This window comes from Arthrobacter sp. QXT-31, assembly GCF_001969265.1.
Taxonomy (GTDB): Bacteria; Actinomycetota; Actinomycetes; order Actinomycetales; family Micrococcaceae; genus Arthrobacter.
In genome coordinates this window covers 524,172-535,114 of sequence record NZ_CP019304.1, presented here as the reverse complement: position 1 = coordinate 535,114, position 10,943 = coordinate 524,172, and the positions used below count along the sequence as shown (strand labels likewise).

Genomic DNA, 10,943 nt, shown 5'->3' with positions numbered 1-10,943 from the left:
AGCATGTTCCGTGACTGAGCGTATTGTTCTGGCCTACTCAGGTGGCCTGGATACTTCCGTAGCCATCGGCTGGATCGGTGAAGCCACCGGCGCCGAGGTCATCGCCGTGGCGGTCGACGTCGGACAGGGCGGCGAATCGCTGGAAACCATCCGCCAGCGCGCCCTCGGCTGCGGCGCCGTCGAGGCCTACGTGGCCGACGCGTCCGACGAGTTCGCCAACGAATACTGCGTGCCCACCCTGAAGGCCAACGCCCTCTACCAGGGCCACTACCCGCTGGTGTCCGCCATCTCCCGTCCCGTCATCGTCAAGCACCTGGTCAAGGCGGCCCGCGAATTCGGCGCCACCACCGTGGCCCACGGCTGCACCGGCAAGGGCAACGACCAGGTCCGCTTCGAAGTGGGCATCCAGACCCTCGGCCCGGACCTGAAGTGCATCGCGCCCGTCCGCGACCTCGCCCTGACCCGCGACAAGGCCATCGCCTTCGCCGAGGAAAAGGGCCTGCCGATCGAGACCACCAAGAAGAACCCGTACTCGATCGACCAGAACGTCTGGGGACGCGCCGTCGAAACCGGCTACCTCGAGGACATCTGGAACGCCCCTACCAAGGACATCTACGACTACACCGCCACCCCGGAATTCCCGCCGGCACCGGATGAGGTCACCATCTCCTTCGAAGCAGGCGTGCCCGTCGCAATTGACGGCGTAAAGGTCACCCCGCTGCAGGCCATCAAGGAACTGAACCGCCGCGCCGGCGCACAGGGCGTGGGCCGCATCGACGTCGTCGAGGACCGCCTCGTGGGCATCAAGTCCCGCGAAATCTACGAAGCACCGGGCGCCATGGCGCTCATCACCGCGCACAAGCACCTCGAGGACGTCACCATCGAGCGCGAGCAGGCCCGCTTCAAGGCCACCGTTGGCCAGCGCTGGGCAGAGCTGGTGTACGACGGCCAGTGGTTCTCCCCGCTGAAGCGCTCCCTGGACGCCTTCATCGAGGACACCCAGAAGTACGTCACCGGCGACATCCGCATGGTGCTGCACGGCGGCCAGGCGATCGTCAACGGACGCCGCTCCGAGACCGCGCTCTACGATTTCAACCTGGCTACCTACGACACCGGCGACACGTTCGACCAGTCCATGGCGCGCGGCTTCATCGAACTGTGGGGCATGTCCGCCAAGGTTGCCTCCGGCCGCGACATCCGCGTCGCAGGAAAGTAAATGGCATCCGCAACCAATGAGGGCGCGCTCTGGGGCGGCCGGTTCGCCGGCGGCCCCGCCGATGCCCTCGCGGCGCTGAGCAAGTCCACGCACTTCGACTGGCGCCTGGCCCGCTACGACATCGCCGGTTCCAAGGCGCACGCGCGCGTGCTGCACAAGGCCGGACTGCTGGACGGCGCCGAGCTCGAAGGCATGCTCGCCGCCCTGGACCGGCTGGATGCGGACGTCGCGTCGGGCGCCTACGTCCCGGCGGAATCCGATGAGGACGTGCACGGTTCGCTGGAACGTGGACTGATCGAGCGCGCCGGAACCCAGCTCGGCGGAAAGCTCCGGGCGGGGCGTTCGCGCAACGACCAGGTGGCCACCTTGGGCCGCATGTTCCTGCGCGACCACGCCCGGATCATCGCCCGCGGCGTGCTGGCCACCATCGATGCGCTCGTGGAACAGGCCAAAGCCCACCCCGGCGTGGCAATGCCCGGCCGCACCCACCTGCAGCACGCCCAGCCCGTCCTGCTCAGCCACCACCTGCTGGCCCACGCCTGGGCGCTGCTGCGCGACCTGCAGCGGCTGCAGGACTGGGACAAGCGCGCCGGCGTTTCGCCGTACGGTTCGGGGGCCCTGGCCGGTTCCTCGCTTGGCCTGGACCCCGAGGCCGTGGCCGCGGACCTGGGCTTCTACTCGGCCGTCCACAACTCGATCGACGGCACCGCGTCCCGCGATGTCTTTGCCGAGTTCGCCTGGGTGGCCGCGATGATCGGCGTGGATCTGTCCCGCGTGTCGGAGGAAGTCATCTTCTGGGCCACCAAGGAGTTCTCCTTCGTCACGCTGCACGATTCCTACTCCACGGGATCGTCCATCATGCCGCAGAAGAAGAACCCGGACGTGGCAGAGCTGGCCCGCGGCAAGGCCGGCCGGCTGATCGGAAACCTCACCGGCCTGCTGGCCACGCTGAAGGGCCTGCCGCTCGCGTACAACCGCGACCTGCAGGAGGACAAGGAGCCGGTGTTCGACGCGGCAGACACGCTGGAGCTGCTGCTGCCGGCGGTCTCGGGCATGATTGCCACGCTGAAGTTCAATGCCGACCGGATGGAGTCGCTGGCGCCGCAGGGCTTCGCGCTGGCCACGGACATCGCCGAATGGCTGGTCCGCCAGGGCGTGCCCTTCCGCGAAGCGCACGAACTGTCCGGCGCGGCCGTGAAGCAGGCCGAAAGCCGCGACGTGGAACTGTGGGACCTGACGGACGAGGAGTATGCCGCCATTTCGGAGCACCTCACGCCGGAGGTCCGCAGCGTCCTCAGCACGGAAGGCTCCCTCAACAGCCGGAACTCGCAGGGCGGCACGGCACCGGCCGCCGTCGAACGCCAGCTTGCTGCGCTGGAAGGCGAGCTAAAGGGCGTCCGCGAGTACGCGGGGTAGCACTCCGCCCACGCGAGGTGGCATTTTGGCGGCAATGTTCTTCGGAACTATTGCGGCTAATGCCACCTCGCTGCGTTAAGCGGGATAAACCGTGCGTAGGATGGCGGCATGACGGCAATCACACCAGGCACCCTCGCGCCGGATACTTTGCGCGCCGAACTCCACAAAGCTGCCGACGTAGTGACCTCTCTGACAGCGAAACTCACCGATGCTGATGTCCGGGGGCCGTCGGCCCTTCCGGGCTGGACCCGCGGGCACGTCCTCGCGCATATCGCCGGCATCTCCAACGCGATGGCGCGGCAGCTCGAATACGCCGCGCGCGGGGAAACGGTGGAACTGTACGACGGCGGCTATGACGGGCGCACGAAAGCTATCGAAATGAGCGCCGGACATGCTCTGGAGCAGCACCGCGCGGACCTGGACTCAGCTCTGGACCGGGCACTGCGCGCCTTCGACGCGCTGGACGCTGATGCGTCTGGTGCCGGCGGCTGGCGCGCGCCGATTTCCTACCGCGGGGGAGTGGTGCTGGACGGCGGCCTTGCGCTCTGGCGCGAACTCGTGATTCACGCCTCGGACCTCAACACCGGCCGAGGTCCCGAAACGTGGAGCAGGCAGTTCTGTGAGCACCTCTTCGGTTTCCTGGCCGCGCGTGTGCCGGAGGACCAAAAGCTCGTACTGCAGCCTCTGGGCATGCCTCCCACGACGATCGGCACCGGCGGCCGCTCCACTGTCATCAGCGGGATGGTCACCGACATTGCGGCGTGGCTCGCCGGACGGGAACCGTCGCTCGGCAGCCTGCGCGCCGCCGCCGCTGCCGACGGGGTGGACCTGCCGGAACTGCTGCCGTGGCCTTCCGGGGTGCCCGCCAAGTAGCTCAACCGGCAGCACTCAACCGGCAGAGAGACCCTGCTTTTCGCGGGCCAGCAGGCTTTCCTTGATCCGCAGACCCCAGCGGAACCCGCCCATCGTGCCGTCCGTGCGGATCACCCTGTGGCACGGCACGAACAGCGCCGCGGCATTGAAGGCACAGGCGCTGGCCGCGGCCCGGACTGCCTTCGCATTGCCGGACAGCTCCGCGTATTCGGTGTAGGTGACCGGTGCCCCCGGGCTGACGGTCCGGAGCACGTCCCAGGCATGGGCGCGGAACGGGCCCGACTTCTGCAGCACGGGCACGCCCATGGCCGGCGCCGGATCGCCGGCGTAGAAGGCCTCCACCGCCGCGGAAATCAGTCCGAGGTGCTCCACCGCTTCGTACGCGTCGGGCAGCAGTTCCGGATGGATCTGGCCGGTGAGCTCCTTCGGGTCGGCGGTCCAGCCTGAGGCGAGCACTAGGCCGTCGCGGGCGATGATGGTGAACGGCCCATCCGGCGTCGACATGGTGAGGAGCTGGGCTTTCATCGCACTGCTTCTTTCGTTGTTTGCGCCTTGCGGGCGGTGGAGGTTCTTGGCACGGCGGCGGCTGCCCGCCACAGATGCATGGTGGCGTACGAACGCCACGGGCTGGCTTCCCGGAAGTCCGACGACGGGGCGGTGCCACCTCGGGGACTGCCGGTTACCGGGGGCGGGGCACCGGGATCACCGATATCGCCGGGATCACCGAAACCGGAATCATTGAATCCAGCCGGCAGCGCCCGGATTCCGTTCCGCACCGCGGCGTCGTTGGCGAGGAAAACGTCCGGTGCGCCGAGGACCCGCATGGCCACATAGCCCACCGTCCACGGCCCGACGCCGGGCAATGGAAGCAGCTTGGCGGAAAGACCCGGCAGATCGTCCCCGTAGCCAATGTCCAGCGTCCCGTCAGCCAAAGCCGTGGCGACGGCCAGCAGAGACTCTATCCTGCGCCGCGGGCCGCGAAGCAGTTCAGCTCCGGCTTCCGCGATCTGCGCGGGGGACGGGAAGAGCCGGGTCAGCCCGTCGCCCGCAGCCGCGCTGTGACTTCCGGCAGCGGCCAGCTCTGTGAGGGCCGAACGGGCGGCGGCCACTGTGATCTGCTGCCCCACCATGGCCCGGACCAGCAGTTCCTGCGGATCCAGGGCTCCCGGCAGGCGGATCCCCGGGGCTGCCCCCACGGACGCCGCAAGCCGGGGATCGGCTCCCAGTGCCCCGTCGATGGCGATGGGATCGGCGTCGAGGTCGAAAAGCCGGCGTACCCTGCTCAGCAGGGCAGGCAGGTCCCTAAGGTCCACCGCGCTGATGGTGAGCACCAGCGGCTGCCGCTGCGGCCCGCCGTCGTACGCCACAGTCCTGCCGGTTACGGCGCCACCTGCTACGGTGCCGTCCTGTACGGGACTGTTCCCTGCACCGGTGTACTCCACGCTGAAGCGCGCATCCCCGTGCGGCAGTCTCAGCGTCCGCCCATAGGACGTTGCGGTTCCGGCCTCAATGCCGGCAATGGCACGGGCGGCGAGGAAGCTGAACACGCCGGGGTCGAATGGCTCGCGGTAGGGGAGAGCCAAGGTGAGGGAGGTACTCGCGGCCGAGGGATGGTGCCGGGCGGTGCCACGCAGGGCGGTCGGCGTCATGTCGAACACCTCGGCCACGGTCTCGTTGAACTGGCGGACGCTGCTGAAACCCGCGGCGAAGGCGACGTCGGCATGCTTCATCGATGTGGATACCAACAGCGTGCGGGCGGTCTGTGCCCTGCTGGCCCGGGCCAGGGACAGGGGCCCGGCGCCGAGCTCGTGGCTGAGGATCCGGTTGAGCTGGCGGGACGAATACCCCAGCCGCGCTGCCAGCCCCTCAACGCCGTCGCGGTTGATCACGCCGTCGTTGATCAGTCGCATGGCCCGGCCGGCAATGTCCGAGCGCAGGTTCCACGCCGGTGTGCCCGGCACGGCCTCGGGCAGGCAGCGCTTGCACGCGCGGTATCCGGCTTCATGCGCGGCGGCGGACGTCTCATAGAAGGTGACGTTCTCCGCCTTCGGGGTCCGCGCCGGGCATGACGGCCGGCAGTAGATGCCCGTGGTCCGCACCGCTGTGTAGAACTGCCCGTCGAAGCGTGTGTCCCGCGCGTCGATGGCGCGGTAGCGCTGCCAGAAGTCCATGACTCCATCCTGCCAGCCGCCCAAGGGCCGTGCTAGCGGAAATCGGACATGGCCGTGGGGTGACTTCCGGGGTATCCGTTTGCACGGCCGGCGCTTCGGTAAAGTCGGGGCATGACCACCAGCGGCCCTGTGCGGCAGTTCCTGTCCGGCGACGCGCGGGAGATTGCCCCGCTGCTCCTTGGCGCGATACTGACGCATGCCGGCGAGGAAGGTACCGTCGCGGTCCGGATCACGGAACTCGAGGCGTACATGGGACCTGTGGATTCGCTCCATCCGGATCCCGGCTCCCACACGTACCGCGGGCCCACCCGCAGGAACGCGCCCATGTTCGGCCCGGCCGGCCACCTCTACGTCTACTTCACGTATGGCATGCACAACTGCGCCAACGTCGTCTGCGGTCCGGCGGGCCATGCCTCGGCCGTGCTGTTGCGTGCCGGGGAAATCGTCGAGGGCCGCGACCTGGCGCTGGCGCGGCGTCCGACGTCGAAAGCGCCGAAGGACCTGGCCAGCGGACCCGCCCGGCTGGCCACGGCACTCGGGCTGACCACCGAGGACAGCGGGCGGGACGCCCTGAGTTCCCCTTTCAGCCTGGTGCTGCCGCACGCCCCGGCCGCCCATGTCAGTTCCGGGCCCAGGGTGGGCGTCGCCGGGCACGGCGGCACCCACGACTATCCGTGGCGGTTCTGGATCACCGGGGACCCCACCGTATCCCGCTACAAGGCGGCGAAGGCGCGTCCGCCGCGGGCGTAGGCTTGACGGGTGAACTCCAGCGAACGTCCTCCTGCGCCCAGGTCCCGTCCCGTCGACGAACTCATCACCAGCCTCTGCGCGACGGTTCCGGACTATCCCAAGCCCGGCATCATCTTCAAGGACCTGACCCCCGTCTTCGCCGACGGTCCCGCGTTCCGGGCAGTTGTTGATGCGCTCGTTGAGCCCTTCAAGGGGCAGTTTGACGCCGTGGCCGGCGTCGAGGCGCGCGGGTTCCTGCTCGCTGCCGCCGCGGCCTACGCCACCGGCACCGGCGTTGTTACGGTGCGCAAGGCGGGCAAGCTGCCGCGCGAGGTGTACTCGGAGGACTACGCCCTGGAATACGGCACCTCCACGCTGGAGCTGCACAAGACGGACCTGGCGCGCGGCAGCCGGGTGCTGATCCTGGACGACGTCCTCGCCACCGGCGGCACGCTCGGGGCAGCCGCCCGCCTGTTTGAACGCTGCGGCGTCCATGTGTCCGGCGTCGGCGTGGTGATGGAGCTCGGTGAGCTGCGCGGCCGCTCCGCGCTGGCCGGGCACCGCGTGCGGTCGCTGCTGCGCCTCTGAGATAACCTGCTTTAAGCAGCTCAACAGCCGCCACGCCAGCCGAAAAGGTTATAGAATGGACGGTCTGTCTTTAGCGATAGGGGAACGATGCACGACGCCGATTTGGCCCACGAACGGGACTACGTAGCCGGTCTTTACGCACGGCTTGATGAACTGCGCGAGGAAAAGCGCACCCAGCTGGCCCAGGTGCGCCGTGCGGGAGCAGTCGGCACCATGCAGAACGTCTCCGAACGCGACGCCTTCGCTGCCCTGTACGAGGACCGCCTCGCCCAGCTCGACGCCGTCGACGACCGCTTGGTGTTCGGCCGGCTGGACCTGGACTCCGGCGAGGCGCAGTACATCGGCCGCATCGGGCTCACCACCGAGGACCTCGTCCGGCTCATGGTCGACTGGCGCGCGCCGGAGGCAGGCCACTTCTACCAGGCCACCGCGTTCGACCGCCAGGGTGTCCGCCGGCGCCGGCACCTGATCCTGCAGGGCCGCGAGGTCAAGGCCATCGAGGACGACGTCCTGGACGCCGACATGCTCTCGGACGCCGATTCCCTGCAGGGCGAGGGTGCCCTGCTGGCCGCCCTGAACTCCAAGCGCACCGGCCGCATGTCGGACATCGTGGGCACCATCCAGTCCGAGCAGGACCGCATCATCCGGTCCTCGATCTCCGGCGCGCTCGTGGTCCAGGGCGGACCCGGCACCGGCAAGACGGCCGTGGCCCTGCACCGTGCCGCTTACCTGCTGTATACCCACCGTGACCGGCTCAAGTCCGCCGGCGTGCTGCTGGTGGGCCCGTCGTCGTCGTTCATGAAGTACATCGAACGCGTCCTGCCGTCGCTGGGTGAGACCGGCGTGGTGATGGCCAGCCTCGGCAGGCTCATGCCGGGCATCAACGCAGTGCCGGAACAGGAAGCCGACGTGGCCGCGATCAAGGGCCGGCTGGACATGGCAGAGGTCATCGCCAATGCCGTGGCCAACCGGCAGCGCATTCCGGCCGAAAACCGGATCCTTGAAGTCGACGGCCGCAAGCTGACCCTCACGCCCCGGCAGGTCCGGCGCGCCCGTGAACGCGCGCGCTCCACCGGCAAGCCGCACAACGAGGCCCGCGTTACGTTCGTCAAGATCCTGCTCCGCGAGCTGACCGAGCAGATGACCGAGCTCGTCGAGGCCGGCAACATCGGCAACAACGCCGACCGCTCCTACCTCGCCGAGGACGTCCGGACAGCCCGCGACGTGCGCATCGCGCTGAACCTGTGCTGGATGCCGATGACGCCCGAGAAGCTCGTAAGCGAACTCCTCAGCAAACCGGCCCTTCTCGAAGCCTGCACGCCCGGGCTGACCGCCCGGGAACGCGAGCTCCTGCTGCGCGCTCCGGACGCCCCGTGGACAGAGGCCGATGTGCCCCTGCTCGACGAAGCAGCGGAACTCCTCGGTGAGCTTGACCCCGCAGCAGGCCGCGGTCTCGCCCAGCAGGAGCAGGACCGTGCCCGCGCCCTGGCCAACGCCCGGCAGACCCTGGTCAACATGGAGTCGGCCGGCGTCGATGTCCTGATGTCGGCCGAGGAGCTCGTTGAGCAAAACGAGGAGCGCGAGGCCCGCCTGACGGCCGCCGAGCGCGCCACCAGCGACCGCACCTGGGCTTTCGGCCACATCGTCGTCGACGAGGCCCAGGAACTGTCGCCGATGCAGTGGCGGCTCCTGGTCCGCCGCTGCCCGCTCAAGTCGTTCACCATCGTGGGGGACATCGCCCAGACCAGTTCCGTGGCCGGTGCTAAGTCCTGGCAGGGAGCCCTCGCCCCGATGTTCGGCGACCGCTGGCAGCTTGAAGAGCTCACGGTGAACTACCGCACGCCGTCGCAAATCGCAGAGGCGGCGGCCCGCATGGCCAACGCCGCCGGCCTGGTGGTCTCTGCCCCGAAGGCAGTCCGGGAAGGCCGCTGGTCGCCGGTCATCGACCGTGTTGACCATGGCGGCCTGGTAAAACGGCTGGTGGAGGTCCTCCCCGAGGAGCTGGAAGCGCTCGACGGCGGCCTGCTCGCCGTGATTGCCGACGGCGACCTGCTGCGGGAGGCCACGGCCGCGCTGCGTGCCGAGTACGGTTCCCGGCTGGGCACCGGTGCCGGCAGCTATGAACAGGACATGGTGGTCATCAGCCCGCGGGAGGCCAAGGGACTTGAGTTCGACGGCGTCGTGGTCCTGGAACCGCGTGCCATGCTGAACCATGAACACGGCAGGGTCGGCGACCTGTACGTCGCCATGACCCGCCCCACACAACGGCTGCGGCTGATCGCGGCCGATGAGGTTCCGGCAGGCATCGAGCGTTAACCAGCTTTGTCCCTTGCGGGTTCGTCCCTTGCTGGTTGTCCCTTCGGGGCAGGTCCGGCCGTCCGCGGCCGGGCCTGCCTCCGGCACGCATCCGCGTGGCGCTGATCCTGCTAACTTAGAAGGCGTGTCACAACTAAACGACCTCGAATCCCAGCAGAACGACCCCAGCTTCGCCAACATCTGGCAGGAGCTCAAATGGCGCGGCCTCGTCCACGTATCCACCGACGAGGTGGAACTGGAAAAGCTCCTCGCCGGCGAGCCGGTCACGTATTACTGCGGATTCGATCCCACGGCGCCGAGCCTCCACCTGGGAAACCTGGTCCAGCTTCTCCTCATGAGGCGCATTCAGTTGGCCGGCCACAAGCCCCTCGGCCTCGTGGGCGGCTCCACCGGTCTGATCGGCGATCCCCGTCCGACGGCGGAACGCACACTGAACACGAAGGACACCGTGTCGGAATGGGTCGGCTACCTGCAGGCCCAGGTCCGCCGCTTCCTCAGCTTTGACGGCGCCAACGCCGCCCGCATGGTCAACAACCTCGACTGGACGGCACCGCTGAGCGCGATCGACTTCCTCCGCGAGGTCGGCAAGCACTTCCGCGTGGGCACGATGCTGCGCAAGGATGCCGTGGCCTCACGCCTGAACTCTGAGGAAGGCATCAGCTACACGGAGTTCAGCTACCAGATCCTGCAGGGCATGGACTACCTGCAGCTTTACCGCGACTACGGCTGTGTGCTGCAGACCGGCGGCTCAGACCAGTGGGGCAACCTCACCAGCGGTACGGAACTCATCCGCAAGGTGGAGGGCAAGACGGTCCATGCACTCGGTACTCCGCTCATCACCAATGCCGACGGCACCAAGTTCGGTAAGAGCGAGGGCAACGCCATCTGGCTGGACGCTGCCATGGTCAGCCCGTACACCTTCTACCAGTTCTGGCTCAACACCGCGGATGCCGACGTCGTCGACCGGCTGAAGGTGTTCACCTTCCTGACCCGCGCCGAGATCGATGAACTGGCGGTTTCCGTGGCTGAGCGCCCCTTCGCCCGCGAAGGGCAGCGGAAGCTCGCGTACGAAGTCACCTCGCTGGTCCACGGTGTCGAAGCGACGGAAAAGGTTATTGCCGCCTCCGCTGCGGTCTTCGGCAATGGCGACCTGTCGGTATTGGACGAGCAGACGCTTGCCGCGGCGACGGCGGAACTCCCGTCCGCTTCTGTGGATGGAACTGGCCTTGGCATCATTGACCTGCTGGTTGCCTCGGGCCTGTCGGACAGCAAGTCTGCAGCCCGGCGGGTTGTCGGCGAGGGCGGTGCCTACGTCAACAACACCAAGGTCTCCGATCCGGACGCGGTGATTCCCTCGTCACAGCTGCTGCACGGCAAGTACCTGCTGCTGCGCCGGGGCAAGAAGAACCTGGCCACGGTGCAGGTGACCGGCGTCTAGCACTTGCACGCTTCGCGCCGGAACCGTTGATACCGGAGCCCTAGCACCGGAACCGACCAAATGCACGCTTCTCCGCGGCCGATTTGCACGGCCGTGGGGGAGCGTGTATTGTCTTTTTTGAGTCGCCGCCGCTGAGCGGGAACAAACCCCCTTCCCTGAGAAGCAATTCTTCACCTTCAAAGCTTGAAAGAAGAAA

9 protein-coding genes are annotated in these 10,943 nt (G+C 67.9%); 7 read left to right on the top strand and 2 right to left on the bottom strand.

Features of this window, described 5'->3' with window-relative positions:
- Positions 1 to 10: 10 nt before the first annotated feature.
- From BWQ92_RS02515 to BWQ92_RS02505, 3 genes are all read left to right on the top strand, one after another.
- On the top strand, positions 11 to 1,216 hold the full coding sequence (locus tag BWQ92_RS02515; protein ID WP_076798092.1) for an argininosuccinate synthase: 1,206 nt from the start codon (positions 11 to 13) through the stop codon (positions 1,214 to 1,216).
- Entirely contained in the window at positions 1,217 to 2,632 is a 1,416-nt protein-coding gene (gene argH, locus BWQ92_RS02510) for an argininosuccinate lyase (RefSeq protein WP_076798091.1), read from the top strand.
- A 108-nt stretch (positions 2,633 to 2,740) separates the two neighbouring features.
- Positions 2,741 to 3,505: a maleylpyruvate isomerase family mycothiol-dependent enzyme gene (locus tag BWQ92_RS02505; protein ID WP_076798090.1), complete on the top strand. Its 765-nt coding sequence runs from the start codon at positions 2,741 to 2,743 to the stop codon at positions 3,503 to 3,505.
- A gap of 15 nt (positions 3,506 to 3,520) precedes the next feature.
- Here BWQ92_RS02505 and BWQ92_RS02500 read toward each other — a convergent pair whose 3' ends face one another.
- Positions 3,521 to 4,030 (bottom strand): methylated-DNA--[protein]-cysteine S-methyltransferase, encoded by a 510-nt coding sequence (locus tag BWQ92_RS02500; protein ID WP_076798089.1) that lies wholly within the window; start codon positions 4,028 to 4,030, stop codon positions 3,521 to 3,523.
- On the bottom strand, positions 4,027 to 5,676 hold the full coding sequence (locus tag BWQ92_RS02495) for a DNA-3-methyladenine glycosylase 2 family protein (RefSeq protein WP_076798088.1): 1,650 nt from the start codon (positions 5,674 to 5,676) through the stop codon (positions 4,027 to 4,029). Before BWQ92_RS02495 ends, BWQ92_RS02500 begins: the two co-directional genes overlap by 4 nt.
- A 111-nt stretch (positions 5,677 to 5,787) precedes the next feature.
- Between BWQ92_RS02495 and BWQ92_RS02490 the strand changes: the two genes are divergently transcribed.
- The 4 genes from BWQ92_RS02490 (at position 5,788) to tyrS (ending at position 10,747) form a co-directional block, all read left to right on the top strand.
- Positions 5,788 to 6,426, top strand: coding sequence for a DNA-3-methyladenine glycosylase (locus tag BWQ92_RS02490; protein WP_076798087.1), 639 nt, complete (start codon positions 5,788 to 5,790; stop codon positions 6,424 to 6,426).
- 9 nt (positions 6,427 to 6,435) lie between these two features.
- Positions 6,436 to 6,993, top strand: a complete 558-nt coding sequence (locus tag BWQ92_RS02485; protein WP_076798086.1) for an adenine phosphoribosyltransferase — start codon at positions 6,436 to 6,438, stop codon at positions 6,991 to 6,993.
- Positions 6,994 to 7,080: 87 nt separating this feature from the next.
- Positions 7,081 to 9,309 carry a HelD family protein gene (locus tag BWQ92_RS02480; protein WP_076798085.1) on the top strand — a complete coding sequence of 743 codons (2,229 nt, stop codon included), beginning with the start codon at positions 7,081 to 7,083 and terminating at the stop codon, positions 9,307 to 9,309.
- A 124-nt stretch (positions 9,310 to 9,433) separates the two neighbouring features.
- Complete coding sequence (gene tyrS, locus BWQ92_RS02475) at positions 9,434 to 10,747, top strand: tyrosine--tRNA ligase (protein ID WP_076798084.1); 1,314 nt, start codon at positions 9,434 to 9,436, stop codon at positions 10,745 to 10,747.
- Positions 10,748 to 10,943: the final 196 nt, after the last annotated feature.

Excerpts from the sequence above, each read along its gene's own strand:
- BWQ92_RS02505 (WP_076798090.1), top strand. The coding sequence starts at position 2,741 with ATGACGGCAATCACACCAGGCACCCTCGCGCCGGATACTTTGCGCGCC.
- BWQ92_RS02480 (WP_076798085.1), top strand. The coding sequence starts at position 7,081 with ATGCACGACGCCGATTTGGCCCACGAACGGGACTACGTAGCCGGTCTT.
- argH (WP_076798091.1), top strand. The coding sequence starts at position 1,217 with ATGGCATCCGCAACCAATGAGGGCGCGCTCTGGGGCGGCCGGTTCGCC.
- BWQ92_RS02500 (WP_076798089.1), bottom strand. The coding sequence starts at position 4,030 with ATGAAAGCCCAGCTCCTCACCATGTCGACGCCGGATGGGCCGTTCACC.
- BWQ92_RS02490 (WP_076798087.1), top strand. The coding sequence starts at position 5,788 with ATGACCACCAGCGGCCCTGTGCGGCAGTTCCTGTCCGGCGACGCGCGG.
- BWQ92_RS02495 (WP_076798088.1), bottom strand. The coding sequence starts at position 5,676 with ATGGACTTCTGGCAGCGCTACCGCGCCATCGACGCGCGGGACACACGC.